The 18,473-nt window shown below is 33.5% G+C and carries 15 protein-coding genes; all 15 read left to right on the top strand.

Annotated features, from left to right (window positions below):
- Nucleotides 1-328: 328 nt before the first annotated feature.
- Nucleotides 329-745, top strand: a complete 417-nt coding sequence (locus ABD745_RS00100; RefSeq protein WP_344823284.1) for a hypothetical protein — start codon at nt 329-331, stop codon at nt 743-745.
- Entirely contained in the window at nt 742-1,152 is a 411-nt protein-coding gene (locus ABD745_RS00095) for a hypothetical protein (protein WP_344823281.1), read from the top strand. The genes ABD745_RS00100 and ABD745_RS00095 overlap by 4 nt, the downstream gene beginning before the upstream one ends.
- A 408-nt stretch (nt 1,153-1,560) precedes the next feature.
- Nucleotides 1,561-1,968, top strand: a complete 408-nt coding sequence (locus ABD745_RS00090; protein ID WP_344823278.1) for a hypothetical protein — start codon at nt 1,561-1,563, stop codon at nt 1,966-1,968.
- Nucleotides 1,965-2,453, top strand: coding sequence for a hypothetical protein (locus tag ABD745_RS00085; protein ID WP_344823275.1), 489 nt, complete (start codon nt 1,965-1,967; stop codon nt 2,451-2,453). Before ABD745_RS00090 ends, ABD745_RS00085 begins: the two co-directional genes overlap by 4 nt.
- Nucleotides 2,454-2,506: 53 nt before the next feature.
- Nucleotides 2,507-2,977, top strand: coding sequence for a hypothetical protein (locus ABD745_RS00080; protein ID WP_344823272.1), 471 nt, complete (start codon nt 2,507-2,509; stop codon nt 2,975-2,977).
- An 11-nt stretch (nt 2,978-2,988) separates the two neighbouring features.
- Nucleotides 2,989-3,387: a hypothetical protein gene (locus tag ABD745_RS00075; RefSeq protein WP_344823269.1), complete on the top strand. Its 399-nt coding sequence runs from the start codon at nt 2,989-2,991 to the stop codon at nt 3,385-3,387.
- A 632-nt stretch (nt 3,388-4,019) separates the two neighbouring features.
- Entirely contained in the window at nt 4,020-4,640 is a 621-nt protein-coding gene (locus tag ABD745_RS00070; RefSeq protein ID WP_344823266.1) for a hypothetical protein, read from the top strand.
- A gap of 111 nt (nt 4,641-4,751) precedes the next feature.
- Nucleotides 4,752-5,474 carry a hypothetical protein gene (locus tag ABD745_RS00065; RefSeq protein ID WP_344823263.1) on the top strand — a complete coding sequence of 241 codons (723 nt, stop codon included), beginning with the start codon at nt 4,752-4,754 and terminating at the stop codon, nt 5,472-5,474.
- A 402-nt stretch (nt 5,475-5,876) separates the two neighbouring features.
- On the top strand, nt 5,877-6,728 hold the full coding sequence (locus tag ABD745_RS00060) for a BadF/BadG/BcrA/BcrD ATPase family protein (protein ID WP_344823260.1): 852 nt from the start codon (nt 5,877-5,879) through the stop codon (nt 6,726-6,728).
- 20 nt (nt 6,729-6,748) lie between these two features.
- Nucleotides 6,749-9,043, top strand: coding sequence for an NADP-dependent malic enzyme (locus tag ABD745_RS00055; RefSeq protein ID WP_344823257.1), 2,295 nt, complete (start codon nt 6,749-6,751; stop codon nt 9,041-9,043).
- Nucleotides 9,044-9,314: 271 nt separating this feature from the next.
- On the top strand, nt 9,315-9,512 hold the full coding sequence (locus ABD745_RS00050) for a bacteriocin-like protein (protein ID WP_047401446.1): 198 nt from the start codon (nt 9,315-9,317) through the stop codon (nt 9,510-9,512).
- 276 nt (nt 9,513-9,788) lie between these two features.
- Entirely contained in the window at nt 9,789-10,373 is a 585-nt protein-coding gene (gene ruvA, locus ABD745_RS00045; protein ID WP_344823252.1) for a Holliday junction branch migration protein RuvA, read from the top strand.
- A gap of 57 nt (nt 10,374-10,430) precedes the next feature.
- Nucleotides 10,431-17,471, top strand: coding sequence for a T9SS outer membrane translocon Sov/SprA (sov, locus tag ABD745_RS00040; protein WP_344823290.1), 7,041 nt, complete (start codon nt 10,431-10,433; stop codon nt 17,469-17,471).
- 111 nt (nt 17,472-17,582) lie between these two features.
- On the top strand, nt 17,583-17,960 hold the full coding sequence (gcvH, locus tag ABD745_RS00035; RefSeq protein ID WP_047401449.1) for a glycine cleavage system protein GcvH: 378 nt from the start codon (nt 17,583-17,585) through the stop codon (nt 17,958-17,960).
- Nucleotides 17,961-17,985: 25 nt separating this feature from the next.
- Nucleotides 17,986-18,312, top strand: a complete 327-nt coding sequence (locus ABD745_RS00030; protein WP_344823287.1) for a VanZ family protein — start codon at nt 17,986-17,988, stop codon at nt 18,310-18,312.
- Nucleotides 18,313-18,473 lie beyond the last annotated feature (161 nt).

The raw sequence follows: 18,473 nt of genomic DNA, 5'->3' as shown, positions 1-18,473 counted from the left end.
CTTTGAGTTTGATAATGTATCGAGGCATGTTTTTTTTGTAAAGTTAATATTTTTTGACATTCAGTTTTAAATCTTTTGACATTCAGTTTTCCCGATTATAAAATTCATATTTCAAATTTTCTAATATTAACAAACAATATGGAACTTATAAAACAACAACTTTAGTTATAATATGGAAAACTCCCATATCACATTCACAAGCATTTGCTTTATCAAAGCTAAATCACTTTTTGTTTACCAATGATGAGAAAACTTTTTATGGAGATAAAATAGTAGGAGATATTAAGGTATATCGACGTTAGTATAATATTTATTTAAAATACTGATGATGAAAAATATAATACTTTTTATAATATTATTTACCGCCTTTTTCAGTTGTAAAAGTAAGGCACAACAGCCTATTGATACCTTAAATTATGTAAAACAATTTGAAATAAATAAAGCTGATTATGTAAATAAACCTTTTTCGTATTTACTAAATCAAATGGCTCAAATACAACCTAAAACAGTTTGGAGCATACCCGTAAAAAATAAAAGAAATATTGTAAGGAGTACAGGATTTTTATTTTGTAAAATGAATCAATCTTTTTACAATGCTATAAACTTATATATAACATGGCAAGATAACATACCTTATAGTCAAACGCAATTATTAGGAGAGCAAAATGGATATTATTTTACCAATGACGAAAAATTGCTTTATGGTAATAAAATAATAAAAGATATAAGGGTTTATCGAAGATGAAAAATTTATTAAAACTAACATTATTATTTACTTTACTTTTTTCTTTTAAAGGAAAAGCACAACTGGATACATTAAACTATTTAAAGCAGTTTGAAGCCAATAAGGCTAATTATATAGGACAGCCTTTTTCAAAATTGTTACAAGATATGACACAGATACAACCAAAAACAGCTTGGGTATATCCTATTAAAAACAAAAGAAGTATGATAAGAAACACAATGTTTAATTTTTGCGAGAAAAAATACTCCTTTGGTAATGCCGTAACACTTCTTGTTACATGGCAAAATGATATTCTCACAAGTCAAGCAAAAGTTCTAGGTACTCAAAATCACTATTTTTTCACTAATGATGAGAGAATTTTTTATGGAAGTAAAATAGTCGGTGATATAATGGTATACCGATATTGATATGAAAAATTTCTTAAAACTTACATTTTTATCAATTCTATTATTTACTATTCAAAGTAAAGCACAATCGTTAGATACTTTAAGTTATCTTAAACAATTTGAAGCTAATAAGGCAAACTATATTGGGCAACCTTTCTCTAAATTGCTGCACGACATGACCCAGATACAACCAAAAACAGTTTGGAGTAATCCTCCTAGAAATAACAGGAATATTATTTTGAATACAAGATTTAAATTTTGCGAAATGGACTATTCATTTCACAATACTATCACATTAGGTATTACATGGGAAACATCAATACCTCAAAATCAAATAACATATTATGAGCAGCTAAACGGGTTTTATTTTACTAATGATGAAAAAGCTTTCTATGGAAGTAGAATAATAAAAGATATAATGGTGTATCGATGAAAAATATATTAAAACTAGCATTATTACTTACTTTATTTTTTTCTTTTCAAAATAAAGCACAATTAGATACCTTAAATTATTTAAAACAGTTTGAAATCAACAAGGCTAATTATATTGGTCAACCATTTTCAAAATTGTTACAAGATATGACACAGATACAACCAAAAACGGCTTGGAGTTTATCTGTAAGAAATAACAAAACAATTGTTAAAAATACCCTATTTAATTTTTGTGAAAAAAAACATTCTTTTTATAAAGCAATTACACTATCTATAAAGTGGCAGACAGATATTCCTATTACCCAAACAGATGCTCTTGGAACACAAAATCAATATTATTTCACCAATGATGAAAAAGCTTTTTATGGAAATAGAATAATAAAAGATATTAGAGTATATCGATGAAAAACAAAATAGGAATATTTTTAGTTTTAAGCCTTGCATTGATATATTGCAAGGCTTATGGACAAAAGGATACTATAAAAGTAATTACAGGTACTATTTGTAATAGAAAGAAAAAACTTTCCTTTCAAGACAAAGCTCAATTGGATACCTTAACTTATCTTAAGCAATTTGAAGCTAATAAGGCTAATTATATCGGACAGCCATTTTCAAAGTTGCTACAAGATATGACTCAAATACAACCTAAAACAGTGTGGAGTTTGCCATTAAGAAATAATACAACTTTAGTTAGAATTACTAGCTTTAAATTTTGTGAGAAAAAGTATTCTTTTTACAATGCGATTACATTAAAAATTACATGGGATATAGACATTCCCATTGCCCAAACAAACGCTCTTGGTATACCAAATCAATATTATTTTACAAACGATGAGAAAACTTTCTATGGAAATAAAATAATAAAAGATATTAGAGTATATCGACGATAATTATAAAAATAAACTGTCTTATAAAAGCAGTTTATTTTATTAAATGGTATAAAATGAAAAATATCATCACATTATTAGCAATAATAAGCTTGTTCATAAGTTGCTCAATAAGAAAGAAACATTATCTGGGAACTTTGGAAAATATTAAATATGCTGTTTCTCATAAAGATTCTCTGACAATAGATAGTTCTAAAACTGAGATCAACAAAGGCTCTTACTGTTTTGAAATGGAAAATCATGCTGAATTTAGGGGTGGAACAAATGCTTTCAGACAGTTTGTTTATGATAATTTTAAAATTCCTAAAAATGCAAAAACAGGCGAAAATCTTATTTTGGTAACTATAGGAAAACAAAATAACCTTGAAAGAATAGAAGTTTTGAAACACACAGATGAAGATACGAAGAATGCAATTGAAGATCTTTTTAAGCTAAAATCATTGAACAAATGGTCATCGGCAGAATTATATCGTATTCCTGTAAAAGAACAATTCGAAATAAGCATTTTTATAGAAAATGAAAAATGAATGAACGAATCATGAAAAAATTATTTTTGCTAACAATATTCCTTTTTTCAAAAATAAATGCACAATTAAATACATTAAATTACTTAAAGCAGTTTGAAATCAACAAGGCTAATTATATTGGGCAGCCATTTTCTAAATTGTTAAATGACATGACTCAAATACAGCCTAAAACAGCTTGGGTATATCCTATTAAAAATAAAAGAAGTATGATAAGGAACACCATTTTTAATTTTTGTGAAAAAAAATACTCTTTTGGCAATGCTATAACACTTATGGTGACATGGCAAAATGATATATCTAAAAACCAAGCAGAAGTATTAAGTGATCAAAACCATGATTATTTTACCAATCATGAAAAATTATTTTATGGTAGTAAAATAGTAGGAGATATTAGAGTATATCGAAGATGAAGTGGTCTTTTAAAATATTTCTATTTTGTGCTTTGGTCTTAATTATTAAGAGCAAAGCACAATCGTTAGATACCTTAAGCTATCTTAAACAATTTGAAGTTAATAAAGCGAATTATATTGGGCAACCATTCTCTAAACTTTTAAATAATATGATTCAGATTCAACCGAAAACATCTTGGAGTTTTCCTTTTAAAAGTCAAAAAAATAAAATTCATAGTAGCGATTTTAATTTTTGTAACAAAAATAAGTCATATTATAATGCAGTTACATTACATATTATTTGGCAAACTCCAATCTTGACAAGTCAGACAAAGTACTATGAGCAACTTAATGGTTTTTATTTCACGGATGATGAAAAATCATTTTATGGGAGTAAAATAATAAAAGATATAATGGTGTATCGATGAAAAATTTATTAAAACTAACATTCATATTCATTTTAGTATCTACTATTCAATGTAAAGCACAATCGTTAGACACCTTAAACTACCTTTAAAAGCGGATTTATTTATTTTAAATGAAGGCAAACTCCGCTTAGAGGAAATTAGAATAATGAAAGATCTTGTGATTAAAAGTATAAAAGTAAGCGAGAGAAAACATGATGTTTAAAGGAAATTATTAAAAAAATCAAAATGAAAAAAATATTCTTACTATTTATATTCGCAATATCCTGCGTAAATGCACAAACTTATACATTCGATTATCAGTTAAAAATAGGAAAGAAAATCAAAATGTCTCCCGATAAAAACTTTGAAAATTATTCTTTATTAATTAATTCAAAAAATCCACAATACGACATTGGTTTGCATAATAACTCTTATGGAGCTTTAAGTGATGATGATAAACACATTGCTTATCATTTTAGTTATTCCCCAAATAGAAGAACAGAACGTTTTAGCTTTAATGACAATTTAAAATTCACTCCACAAGATGAATTTGAGATTGATCATATTCTTGTTGAGAAAATCGGAGAAAACAAATACGCTATCAAATGTTATAAAAAGCAAAATGCAAAGCGTCCTGTTTTAGATATAATAGCTTCCTTAAAACCAAATGAAGATGATTTAATTCGATTTTATTATTTGGATTTAAGCCATAATATTCAAACTAAAATCATCAATAGTCTGAAAGAAAAACTGAATGGAAATTATATTTTAGAAGAATATACTGCAAACTATAGGAATTGTAACTCACATTACTTCATAGAAAAATTGGATAAAATAAACTTAACATTAAGCATCCCTAACAAATAGAGCTAAGAATTATAAGGCAGAAGATTTCTTCTACTTTTATTTTTGAATTTAAATTTTTCGACTACAAATCAAAATTTTTTCTAAATTTACTCTAGTTAAAAAAACACTTTTATGTCAAAAAATGAAAACGGGCATGCAAAAAACATTGCAAATGCCAATCTATTGTGTTCACACATCACAGATTTAGGAGCAAAATACAATCCTAGCAATCCAAAATTATTACTGACAAATCTTCAGAGTATTTACAATTCCGCTTTTACAAGTCAGGAAGCGGTAAATAATTCAGTAGCACCATACTCGTTGGCGGTAGACAATCGCGAAAAACTTTTTACTCCGGTAAGCAAGAAAATTACAAAGCTTCGTAAAATGTACAAAGCAACAGAAGGAGTTTCTCAGGCTCAGTTGGAAGATTTCATGACCATTGCCCGAAAACTGAAAGGAGTAAGAAAAGTAAAGCCGGTAGCAACAACAGATACGGAAGAAGAACAGAAGCAAAACTCAGTGTCACAGATGGGGTACGATATTAGAACTAATAATTACGATCAGCTAATTTCGCTTCTTCAGAATACGCCCAATTACAATCCCAACGAAACAGAATATCAGGTAGCAACATTACAGCAGGAGAAAAATCAGATGCTTCAGGCAACTCAGGCTGTTGCAGATACTTTTATTCCTTTAAATGCGGCGAGAAGTTTAAGAAATAATACGGTTTACAATTCGGATGATAATCTTATAGATACTTTTAATAAAGCAAAAGATTATTTATTCACGATTTTAGAGAGCAATTCTTCTGAATACAAAGCAATCTCAGGAATAAAATTCAAAAAAGCATAATCGGTTTAGGAAAACCTACATATCTATTCAAACTTTATAGGTTTTCAAAAACCTATAAAGTTTCATTCACAAAACTTATTTTTTCTCTTTGTTATCCTGAAAGGATCTCAGCAGCCAATTAAAAAAATACATAAAGCATCTTCCGAAATAGATGAGGTCTGCTCCAAAGTATTTAAACCTTCCTTTAAAATATATAAGACATCTTCCGATGTATTTAAGGCTTCCACCAAAATACATAAGACATCCTCCAAAGTATTTAAAGCTTTCGCTAAAGTATATAAGGCTTCCTACGAAATAGATACGATATTCTCCACACCACAAATAACATATATGTCATGTCAATAATCAACCATCTTAAAAGATAAATTCATAATTTAGCATCTTTAAACTAAAATCTAAAATATGGTTGCTATTGTTGATAGTGGTTCTACGAAGTCGGATTGGGTGATCCTTGACGATTTTAAAAAAATCTTTCTGAAAACAGAAACTATTGGTTTCAACCCGAATTTTATCAACAAAGAACTTATCGTTCCTGAAATTGAAAAAAATACAAGTCTTACATCCGTTAAGAATTCCATTAAGAAAATCTATTTTTATGGTTCAGGATGCGGAGTACAGCAAAATTGTGATACGATTATTGAAGAATTGGGAAAAGTTTTCACCGATGCAGAGATTATTGTAAGGGAAGATCTGATGGCTGCAGCGTATGCCGCTTATCAGGACAAACCTGCGATTGTATGTATCATGGGAACAGGTTCCAATTCTTGTTATTTCGATGGAGAAAACATAAAAATCAAGCTCCCTTCTCTTGGATTTTTGATGGGAGACGAAGGAAGCGGAAGCGCGATCGGAAAACAATTGGTAAGAAGATTCTTTATGCAGAAACTTCCCGCAGATCTTCATCAGGAATTTGAAGAAATCTACCACTTAACGATCGAAGAAGCATTGAAAAATATGTATCATACAACAAGGCCAAATGCTTATCTGGCAAATTTCAATAAATTTGTGGTAGAAAGAAAGGATCATCCTTATTTACAGAAAATGGTTTTCGAAGAAATGCTGAACTTTTTCGATTATCAGGTTCTTCCTTATGAAGAATCAAAAGATGCAGAGATCAATTTCATCGGATCTATTGCTTATTATTACGAAGATATTTTACGTTCTGCAGCGGCAGAGCTTAACCTTAATGTAGGACAGATTGTACAAAAACCGATCGAAAGTTTAGTCAATTACCACATTAAATATATACTATAAATAAAAAAACAAAATTTTATATGTCAAACAAAACCCACCGCGACGAAAAGAACTTTAATCAGGCCGCGTTAGATTACCATAAAGCCGAACCTAAAGGAAAGATCGAAGTTATCCCTTCAAAACCACACTCATCTCAGAGAGATTTGTCATTGGCGTATTCTCCGGGGGTTGCAGTTCCTTGTATGGAGATCCACGACAAGCCGGAAACAGTATATGATTACACGGGAAAAGGAAATCTGGTAGCTGTTATTTCTAACGGTACAGCAGTTCTTGGATTAGGAGATATCGGTGCAGAAGCTTCGAAGCCGGTAATGGAAGGAAAAGGACTTTTGTTCAAAATTTTTGCGGACATCAACGTTTTTGATATTGAGATCAACGAAAAAGATCCGGATAAATTTATTGATATTGTAAAAGGTATCGCTCCGACTTTCGGAGGAATCAACCTTGAAGATATTAAAGCTCCTGAAGCATTTTATATCGAACAGAGATTAAAAGAAGAATTAGATATTCCTTTAATGCACGATGATCAGCACGGAACGGCGATCATTTCTGCAGCAGCCCTAATCAACTCTTTACAGATCGCAAATAAAAATATCGGAGAAGTAAAAATGGTGGTAAACGGAGCAGGAGCTGCGGCAATTGCTTGTACCAACCTTTATATTTCTTTAGGTTTAAAGAGAGAAAATGTTTTAATGTGCGACAGCAAAGGGGTTATCAATAATAAAAGAGAAAACCTTACACCGGAAAAGATAGATTTTATAGCCAATACAGATCTTGAAACATTGGAAGATGCTGTAAAAGGTTCAGATGTCTTCATCGGATTATCAAAAGGAAATGTAATGACTCCGGAAATGTTGTTAAGCATGAACGAAAATCCTATCGTTTTTGCATTGGCAAATCCGGATCCGGAAATTGCTTACGATTTGGCTCTTGAAACTCGTAAAGATGTAATCATGGCAACCGGAAGAAGTGATTATCCTAATCAGGTTAATAACGTTCTTGGCTTTCCTTATATTTTCCGTGGAGCATTGGATGTTCAGGCAAAAGGTATTAATGAAGAAATGAAACTGGCAGCTGTTCATGCAATTGCCGATTTGGCGAAAGAACCGGTTCCTGAAGCAGTAATTTTAGCTTATAATGTTCAGAATTTACAATTTGGAAGAGAATATTTTATTCCGAAACCATTCGATAACAGACTGATCACTACAGTTTCAAGCGCAGTAGCAAAAGCTGCAATTGACAGTGGAATTGCAAGAAAAACAATCACCGACTTCGAAGAATACGAAACAAGTCTTCTTGACAGAATGGGAAGAGACGAGAAGTTGGTAAGAATGATGCAGAACCGCGCAAAAGCAAATCCAAAGAGAATTACTTTAGGAAATGCTGAAGAATATAATGTATTGAAGGCTGCACAGATTCTTTATGAAGAAGGAATTGCGTATCCAAGTTTGTTAGGAAACAAAAAATATGTCAAAGAGCAAATGGAGCGTTTCGGAATCAATCTGGATGTTCCGATTATCGATCCGAATGACGATGATCAGGAGGAAAACAGAAAGAAATACAGAGAAACACTTTGGAAACTTCGTCAGAGAAAAGGAGTGAACGAATATAAAGCGAAAAAATTCGTCCGTCAGAGAGATTATTTCGGACCATTAATGTTGAAGCATGGTGATACAGACGGATTAATCGTTGGTTTTTCTAAGAATTATGTTTCGACTTTAAGACCGGTTTTAGAGGTTATCGAAAAAGATAAAGGCGTTGATAAAGTTGCAGCAATGATGATGATCTTGTCTGAAAAAAAACCGATTTTCTTCGCGGATACCTCAATCAATCAGAATCCGACTGCTGAAGATCTGGTAAATATTGCTAAAATGGCAGAACATACGGTAAAATCTTTCGCCATTGAACCAAGAATTGCAATGCTTGGATTTGAAAACTTCTCTGCCATTTCCGATACTTCCAAAAAAGTAGCAAAAGCAGTAAGCATCCTTCATGAGAAATATCCTAGAATGGTTGTTGATGGAGAAATTCAGCCGGATTTTGCCATGAATGCAGATCATTTGAGCGATTATCCTTTCTCAAAGCTGGAAACTACTCCGGCAAATACATTCATTTTCCCGAACCTTGAAAGTGCAAATTTATCGTACAAGATTATCAGAGGAATGAAAGTAGCGCAGGTTATCGGGCCAATCTTGATGGGATTAAAGCAGCCTGTTCACGTTTTACAGATGCGTTCAAGCGTTGATGAGATCGTAAACTTAGCAACAATTGCAGTTTTGGATGCTCAGAGAAGAGAGAAAAAAGATAAAAAATAATAAAGATTCTATCTTTTAAGTAAAAAGCAGTACACAAAATTTTAGTGTACTGCTTTTTTATTATACATAAACCTGTCCTAATGTCACAAAATTGTGATATTAGGACAGGTAAATTGATAATTGATAAATCTTCTAAAATGCCCATATATAATGGTTTTTCTGACTAAGAATGAAGCGGAAAATAGTTTTTTTTGAAAGGGTGTTTTTTAAAAGATATTTACTTTCTAAGAAAATAAATACATTTGGAGAGTACTAAAAATATATATTTACTATGAAAAACATTAAAAAACTTTCAAGAGAAAATTTAAAACAAATAACAGGAGGAGGACCAGGAGGTAAGCCTCTTCAGTCTCCGGACGGAGGGTATTACTGTCTTCCAGCTCAGGGACAGCTGTGTTTGGTAGGATGCACACCAACTTGTGTAAACGGGGCATGTAATATAAGTATGTGTTTGGATATAAATCCTTAGAATATTTATAGTAAAATATTGTAAAACCTATCCATTCGGATGGGTTTTATATTTTTCTAAATTCATTTGGAGAACGACGATAAGGTTTAATGAAAAAGTAATCATCTTAATCATTAAATATTAATAAATTTTTAAAGATTCCGAATTTTGGAGTCTTTTGCTTTTATATCAAATCGTTAAAACTGTCAACAAAAATTAAGTTAAAAATCATTCGCACGTGAAATGAAAACATTAATTAGTTTAATTTGCTATATTTGGGAGTTTTAAAAATTAATAATGATATTTTCACTACAAGGCATTGTTCAAGAACTTACGCCTACCTACGCAGTGATCAACGTACAAGGAGTTGGTTACTATGTAGGTATTAGTTTGATGACTTCGCAAACACTTACTTTAAACAAAAAAACCGTACTTTTTATTCAGCAGATCATCAGAGAAGATGCACATTTGCTTTTTGGTTTTAACACTCGTTCAGAGAAAGAAATGTTCAATCTGTTAATAAGCGTTAATGGAGTAGGAGCTGTTTCTGCCCTTATTTTACTGTCTACCTTAAGTCTTGAAGAGATCGCTTCAGCCATACTTTCCAAGAATAGTGCTTTGATCCAGAAAGCTAAAGGACTTGGAGTAAAAACAGCGGAAAGAATTATCGTAGATCTTAAGGATAAAGTACAGAAATTCAGTAATCCGGAGGAAAATATTTCTACATTTGTAAATAATAAAATCAAGGATGAAGCGTTATCTGCATTAGAAGTTTTGGGCATTCCAAAGCGAATGAGCGAGAAGCTTGCAGACAAAATAATAAAACAAAATTCCGACGTTTCGGTAGAAGAGTTGGTAAAACAAATTTTAAAAAACATTTAACATTTGGTGGCAAATAATAAGTATCTCAATATATTTTTGTTCCTGTCGTTCCTGTGTATGTCGGTTAGCGCATTTGCACAGAGGCGGCCAGCAGCGCAAGTGCGTGATACGGCAATCATAAAGAAAGACTATCAGTTGGCAGATCCTACACAGTTTGAAGCCTACTACGATATAAAATCCGGGATGTATTTCGTATATCCTAAGGTTGGAAATACAATAACCGGACCACCGACAGCAATGTCTCCTGAAGATTATAAGGAGTTCATGATGGCGGCTCAGACGAAGGCTTACTACAAAGAGAAAGCAGATCGGTACAGCCTGATGTTCAGAAAAGATAAAAGTGATGCAGCAAGAAAAGGTCTGATTCCTTCTCTTACGATCAATAACAGGCTTTTCGAGACCATTTTCGGAAGTAATAAAATTGAAATTATCCCTTCAGGATACGCAGCTTTTGATTTTGCGGGATTGTATCAAAAGATTGATAATCCATTAATTTTACCTCAAAACAGAAAAAGTTTTACTTTCGATATCGACCAGAGAATTCAATTGGGTTTAATTGGAAAAGTAGGTGAAAACCTTCAGTTGAAAGCTAATTATGATACCCAAAGTGGTTTTGCTTTTGAAAACAGAATGAATCTGGTTTGGCAGGCAAAAGGAAGTTGGAAAGATCTTCAGCAAAAAGGCTTGAATGATGTTGATAAGCCAAGCGCGGGAGGAGAAGATAAAATTATTAAAAGAGTAGAATTCGGTAACGTAAATATGCCACTATCCACCAGTTTGATACGTGGTTCTCAGTCTTTATTCGGGGTGAAAACCGAGTTTCAGCTGGGTAAAACTTATGGAACTGTCGTGCTTTCACAACAACAAGGTGAGGCTAGAAATATTACTGTTCAGGGTGGCGGTGTGGTCAATAACTTCAAGTTAAATGCTATTGACTATGAAGATAATCAACACTACTTTTTAGGGCATTATTTCCTTGATAATTATGATAAAGCATTATTAAATTATCCTCAGATCAACTCAAAAATAAGCATTACAAGATTGGAAGTTTGGGTTTTGGATCAGGGAAACAGTAATTTACAGTATCAGAAAAGTATCGTTGGTGTCCGAGATTTAGGGGATGCTCCGGGAGCTCTTCCTGACAATAACCAGACTGGTTTTGGTTTGTATTCTACAATAAACGGATTACCGGGATTAAGAGATGCAAGTACAGCTTATAATGCAATTAAAGGAGGGAATCTTCCTGTTGCTTCCGGAGGTACGGAAACTTATGTCGATGGAGAGCACTTTATCTTTAACAAAAAAGCACGAAGATTGAATTCTAACGAGTATACATTACAATCTCAGTTAGGATACATTTCCTTAAACCAAAAATTGAATGATAACCAGCTTTTAGGAGTTTCGTTCTCATATACAGTAAACGGAAGTAATCAGGTTTATAAAGTCGGGGAATTCTCAGAAGAAAGTACGGTTTTAATGACTAAACTTTTAAAGCCTAATACAACGGTTAAGACTTCTTCTCCAATGTGGAATCTGATGATGAAAAACATCTATTCTCTGGATGCAGGACAGGTAAATCAGGATGGCTTTATTTTGAATGTTTTATATAGAGATCCGCAGTCAGGAGGTAAGGTAAACTATCTTCCGGTCGTTAATAATCCGCAGGTGAATAATGTTCCATTGATTAAGTTATTAAATTGGGACAGATTAAATGCTAACGGTGACTTACAAAATAACGGGAGTACAACCGGAGACGGTATTTTCGACTTTGTTAACGGAATTACCATAAGACCTGAAACGGGAAGAGTAATCTTTACAAAAGTTCAGCCATTTGGTAGCTACATCCAGAATGTGATAGGAAGTAATGATCCTCAATATGTTTTCTCTGATCTTTATACCCAACAGAAACAGGTTGCTACATCAAGTAATCTGGCACAACGATATACAATTGAAGGTCGTTACAAAGGAACTCAGGGACAAGGCATTTCTTTAGGTGCAGTGAACGTTCCTCAAGGTTCTGTAAAAGTTTCGGCAAACGGAGTTCAGCTGACAGAAGGAATCGACTATACCGTAGACTATATGTTGGGTACAGTGACGATTATTAATGATCAGGTAAAACAATCCGGTCAGGCGATTAATATTTCATTAGAAAATCAATTAACATTTAATACTCAAAGAAAAAGATTCTTAGGATTAAACTTAGAAAGAAGGTTTAATGAGCACTTTATTTTAGGTGGAACTGTTGTTAATTATTCAGAATCTCCGCTTACTCAAAAAGTAAGTTATGGTCAGGAAGCCGTGAATAATACAATGGCTGGGATCAATTTGATGTACAACAACCAGGTTCCTTTCCTTACAAGATTAACAGACAAAATCCCACTGATAAATACAGAAGCACCATCCAATGTGAACTTTAAAATGGAGGGAGCGTATTTACTTCCGGGGCTGAATAAAGGAATCAACGACCAGTCTTACATCGATGATTTTGAACAGACAACTTCGAAAATCACGTTAAAAGAACCGACAGCCTGGAGTTTAGCTTCAAAACCTGAAAAAAACCAGAATGATCCTCTTTTCGTAGGAGCAGGTAAAAATAATGACAGATCTGAAGGGTACGGAAGAGGGCTATTGTCTTGGTATAATATTGACCCGAGATTCTATGGTGTAGGAGGGAAAGCTCCGGCAGGAATTACTCCGCAATCTGTTTCAAACCATGCATCAAGAAGAGTTTTATTCTCCGAAATTTTCAACAACAGAGATTTCGTTGCGGGTGAACAGACTTATACCAATACTTTCGATATTTCATATTATCCTGCAGAAAAAGGGCCTTATAACTCTAATGTAAACCCTGAAACTACACAAGACAGATGGGCAGGTATTATGAGACCGATTACGGTTTCCAATTTTGTAAGTTCAAATATTGAGTATGTAGAATTCTGGATGATGGATCCTTATGCAGATGGAAATACTTTAGGTACAGCTCCAAAACTTTTATTACAATTAGGTAACGTATCGGAAGATATTTTGAAAGACGGACAAATGCAGTACGAAAACGGATTGCCGACTCCTTCAGCTCCATCTACAACGACAAATTCAAATTGGGGAACTCAGCCTAAACAGCCACCTATTTTGTATGCTTTCTCAAGTGAAGGAGGAGACAGAGTGGCGCAGGATGTGGGTTATGATGGTTTAAGTTCAGATCAGGAAGCAGCTTTATATGGAAACACATTTACCAACCCGGTTACAGGATTATCCGATCCGGCTGTTGATGATTTTGTATTCTATCTGTCTGATAAATTTACAGGAAATCAGGCTTCTTCACTTATTCAGAGATATAAATATTTCAGAGGTCCGGATGGAAACTCTCAGAGTAATTCTTTGGAGGTGTCTACTCAAACTCCGGATTCGGAAGATATCAATAAAGATTACAACTTAGACCAAAGTGAAAGCTATAACCAGTACGAAGTAGATTTGGCTCAAGGAAGTTTAAATTTAGGAACTAATAATATTGTTGATGTAAAAACTGTTGAGGCAACATTCCAAAATCAACAAAAAGCTCAGGTAAAATGGTATTTATTCAGAATTCCTGTTTCACAATATGTTAATACAGCAGGTGATGCTGATCCTTCAATTCTTAACAATGTAAGATTTGCGAGATTATTATTGAAAGGTTTTGATCAGACATCAACCCTAAGATTCGGAACTATGGATCTTGTGAGATCAGATTGGAGAAAATATCCGAAAAACATTGCAGTTACCGGAACAACAGGCGCTACTGATGAGGGGACAATAGATACGGATAATAATAAATTCGAGGTAGGAAGTGTAAATATTGAAGAAAATGCATTGAACCAACCGCCTTATGTATTGCCTCCGGGAATTGACAGACAGATTCTTAGCGGAAATGCAGGAGCACAAAGACAAAATGAGGCTTCTCTATACATGAAAGCTACTGAACTTGCAAGTTCTGAAGCGAGAGGAGTATTCAAAAATGCTTCTTTGGATATGAGAAGATATAAGAAACTTAAGCTTTTTGTACATGCTCAGGACGTGAAAAATAGAATTATAGGTTTAGATAAAAATACGAAATTCTTTATCCGTTTTGGTAGTGATGCTACGGATAACTATTATGAATATGAATCTTCATTATATATTACTCCGTCAACGGCAACTGCACCATTGGAAATCTGGCCTGCTGAAAATGATGTAGATTTAAATATTCAGGATTTTGTAGATGCAAAAATCAGGAGAGATAAAAATTTCCCGACTGATATTGTGAAAAGATTAAAAGATAATGTTTTTGACCCGGGAACTACTGATAAAAGTATTTATATTAAAGGTCGCCCAAGTTTAGGAAATGTTACTACAATTATGTTGGGTATAAGAAATGGCTATGAAAGAGGTGCACCTGGAGCTGTTTCAATAGACAGAATCCTTTGGGTAAACGAAATCCGTCTTTCTGAAATCGAAAACGACGGAGGTTATGCAGGAAATGCAAGTTTGAACTTTAATCTTGGAGATTTTGCAACAGTAAATACAAGTGCTTCCTATACTTCGGTAGGTTTCGGTAATATTGATTCTAAACCGGCAGAAAGAAGTCAGTCGACCCAGTCTGCTTTCAGTATTAATACGGCAATTAATGTTGATAAATTCTTACCGGAAAAAAGTGGAGTTAAAATCCCGTTAAACTACTCATATTCTCAAACCATCGAAGATCCGAAATATAATCCTTTGGATACGGATGTTGAGTTTAATAAAGCAGCTAATAAAGAACAGCTGAAAAAAGTAGCAAGAACATATACTCAGCAAAGAAGTATCGGAGTTGTAAACATGCATAAAGAAAGAATGAACCAAAATAGAAAACCAAAATTCTATGATGTGGAAAACATTTCGGTAACTGCAGTTTATAATGATGATTTCTACAGAGATATTTATACGAAGAGAAATTACAGACAATATTTGAGAGGATATGTGGATTACAACTATACTTTCAAACCGTGGGTGATAAGACCATTTAATAAAATGATAAGCGATACGGCGAAGTCTACAAAATATTTAAGATGGGTTAAAGAATTTAACTTTAATCCGATCCCGACAAGATTCTCTTTCAGAACTGAGGTTGACAGAAATTACAACGAATTAGAATTTAGAAATATCGATGCTATTCTAAGTGGGAATTATAATGATGACTTTGGAGCAATCAAAAACAGAAACTTCTATTTCGGATGGCAGTATGGTTTAGGATTTAATTTCACAAAATCATTAAAACTAGAAATCAATTCTGCAACAAGAACGCTGAATGATAATATGGATGTTAACACGATGGATAATAATTCAATTTTCGGAAATGTTTTCAGAGCCGGAAGACCTGTATTATACAATCACAGAGTACAGTTGAATTATAAATTGCCATTCCAGTATCTTCCTTATTTAGATTTCATCGATGCAGAACTAGGTTATGGATTTACGTATAACTGGAATGCAAGGTCTACCGTTTTATTGGCAAGTCCGGATGGAAGTTTGGGATCGATAGGTCAGAATACAAATGTAATTCAGGCTACAGCTACGGCAGACTTCACAAAGTTCTTTGGTCAGTTTAAATATTTTAAAAATGTTTCGGCTAAACTTCAAAAACGTAAGCAGGAGGTTGATTCATTAAACAACGTTTACACTCAGCAATGGGAGAAAAACAAATATGCTTATAAAAAGTATAAGTTTAAAAACAGATTGACTCCGCTTCAGAGTATGGCGTATCTGTTGACATCGATCAAGCAATTGGATATTAATTATTCCGAAAACAACGGAACCGTACTTCCGGGATTATTATCTGCCCCGAACTGGTATGGTTCAGGACAGACTTTAGGAGGACCTACAATCGGATTCTTATTCGGTTCACAAGCGGATATCAGAAGAACAGTAATGGAAAACGGTTGGGTGAGTGATTCAGAATTCATGACCGATCCTTACGTCAGGATGTCAACACGGGAGTTGCGTGCTAATTTGCAGGTGATGCCGATGAACGATCTTAGAATTGATATCAGTGCGTTGCATAATTATAACAGAAACTTCTCACACACTGGATTTAATTATAGAGATCCGAATACAGGAGTTCCAAATCCAAATTACACTTTTGCAAATGATTTGGTGACGTATTCAAACTCTGTAGTTTTATTGAAAACTGCATTTAAAGATGGTGCTGCGATTTATCAGGCTATCAGAGAAAATGCGAGAATTTTATCTCAGCAAATGCCGGGAGCTTTAGAGCCGAACGGATTTAAAGATGGATACGGAATTTCAAATGCATATATTTTAATTCCTGCGTTTAGAGCTGCAGTAGAAGGTAAAACCGTAAAAGAAATGACAAATCCTAAAAAGGCAGGATTGCCAATTCCAAACTGGAAGATTACATATTCAGGACTAAGAAATGTTCCTATCATTAACGGTCAGTTCTCAAAGTTTGATCTTTTACATTCTTATCAGGCAACATATACTGCAACTGGGATTCAGTCAAGTATTGATTATTTTAATAGTCTTAATGCGTATGATGCCACTCAGAGAGATATTAATGATGATTATATCAATCCGTTTACTTTCGCTCAGGTTGGTTATGTTGAAAACTTCTCACCACTAATCGGAGTAGATATGACGATGAGAAACAATCTACAGTTTGGTATTCAGTACAACAGGTTAAGAACACTATTGTTAGGATTGGTAAATCATACGTTGACAGAAGATTCAAACAGTGAATATGTAGTGAGAGTTGGATATATCATCAGAAACTTCAGACTAGGAACGAATAATGTAAGAGGAAGAGGGAAAGGAAAAGGTAGCGATCTTAATATCAGAGGAGACTTCTCATTGAGAGACAGTAAAACAAGTATCACGAATATCTTGTTAGAGGACTCACAGATTACAGGAGGTCAGAGATTAATGAATATTAAAGTTTCTGCAGACTACAATGTTTCCGAAAACTTAAACTTAAAAGTATTCTACGAACAGATGACTTCTAAATATAAGATCTCGACAGCATTCCCATTGTCAACGATAAGAGCAGGTATTTCTGCAACGTTTACATTCGGAGACTCAGGTGGTTTCTAATTAGAACTAAAATAAATTTAAATGTCCTTCAATTTTTGAGGGACATTTTTTATATCCGATATTTGAACCTTGTAGAATTTTGAATACATTTGTAGAAATAAAAATTAAAAAATGAACACACCATCAGAATTAAAGTACACTAAAGATCACGAATGGATCAAGATTGAAGGTAACGTTGCTACCATCGGTATTACAGACTTCGCACAGGGCGAATTGGGAGATATCGTTTATGTAGATGTAGATACTGTAGATGATGATCTTGAAGGAGGTGCGGTTTTCGGAAGTGTAGAAGCTGTAAAAACGGTTTCAGACTTATTCTTACCTATTGCAGGAAAAGTTATTGAATTTAATTCAGGATTAGAAGATCAACCCGAATTGTTGAATACCAATCCTTATGGGGACGGATGGATCATCAAATTAGAAATTGCTGAAGGTGCAGATCATTCAGAATTGCTTTCTGCTGAAGAATACCAAGCTATCATTGGATAGTATATCAAAAATATTTAGTAAGATTTTGCCCATTTATTGGGCATTTCTTACTTATATGCTTCTCAAACCGGGTGAAGAAAACAATGAGTATTGGTTTATGTTCAGCGGTATCGACAAAGTGTTACATTTAAGCATATTTGCGGCACTAGGTTTCTTTTTCATTGCTGCTTTCCCGAAAGTCAAATTTTATTACTTTATTCAGATCATCCTTATATATGCATTTCTTACAGAGATTCTCCAGGAAGAAATGGGACTGGGAAGATCTATGGAAACCTTAGACATTGTCGCAGACACTATTGGTTGTTTGATTGGATACTATATATATAAGATGTTGATCAAGCGATTTTTCTAATCAAGGAAAATTTCATAATCATTCTGGGTCTCAAATCCAAGCCTTTAGTGAGTCTGCCGGGGTAAAGCCCTCTCAAACTTTCACAACAACACTTTCCATCAAGTTTGTCATTTCGACGAAGTAGAAATCCGGGCATTAATAATTCCTCATTCATCATTTTT

It is taken from the genome of Chryseobacterium ginsenosidimutans (assembly GCF_039536845.1).
Taxonomy (GTDB): Bacteria; Bacteroidota; Bacteroidia; order Flavobacteriales; family Weeksellaceae; genus Chryseobacterium; species Chryseobacterium ginsenosidimutans_B.
This window is presented reverse-complemented; position numbering and strand designations above follow the sequence as displayed.

Coding starts and splice junctions, on each gene's coding strand:
- ABD745_RS00100 (WP_344823284.1), top strand. CDS start 329: ATGAAAAATATAATACTTTTTATAATATTATTTACCGCCTTTTTCAGT.
- ABD745_RS00095 (WP_344823281.1), top strand. CDS start 742: ATGAAAAATTTATTAAAACTAACATTATTATTTACTTTACTTTTTTCT.
- ABD745_RS00090 (WP_344823278.1), top strand. CDS start 1,561: ATGAAAAATATATTAAAACTAGCATTATTACTTACTTTATTTTTTTCT.
- ABD745_RS00085 (WP_344823275.1), top strand. CDS start 1,965: ATGAAAAACAAAATAGGAATATTTTTAGTTTTAAGCCTTGCATTGATA.
- ABD745_RS00080 (WP_344823272.1), top strand. CDS start 2,507: ATGAAAAATATCATCACATTATTAGCAATAATAAGCTTGTTCATAAGT.
- ABD745_RS00075 (WP_344823269.1), top strand. CDS start 2,989: ATGAAAAAATTATTTTTGCTAACAATATTCCTTTTTTCAAAAATAAAT.
- ABD745_RS00070 (WP_344823266.1), top strand. CDS start 4,020: ATGAAAAAAATATTCTTACTATTTATATTCGCAATATCCTGCGTAAAT.
- ABD745_RS00065 (WP_344823263.1), top strand. CDS start 4,752: ATGTCAAAAAATGAAAACGGGCATGCAAAAAACATTGCAAATGCCAAT.
- ABD745_RS00060 (WP_344823260.1), top strand. CDS start 5,877: ATGGTTGCTATTGTTGATAGTGGTTCTACGAAGTCGGATTGGGTGATC.
- ABD745_RS00055 (WP_344823257.1), top strand. CDS start 6,749: ATGTCAAACAAAACCCACCGCGACGAAAAGAACTTTAATCAGGCCGCG.
- ABD745_RS00050 (WP_047401446.1), top strand. CDS start 9,315: ATGAAAAACATTAAAAAACTTTCAAGAGAAAATTTAAAACAAATAACA.
- ruvA (WP_344823252.1), top strand. CDS start 9,789: ATGATATTTTCACTACAAGGCATTGTTCAAGAACTTACGCCTACCTAC.
- sov (WP_344823290.1), top strand. CDS start 10,431: ATGTCGGTTAGCGCATTTGCACAGAGGCGGCCAGCAGCGCAAGTGCGT.
- gcvH (WP_047401449.1), top strand. CDS start 17,583: ATGAACACACCATCAGAATTAAAGTACACTAAAGATCACGAATGGATC.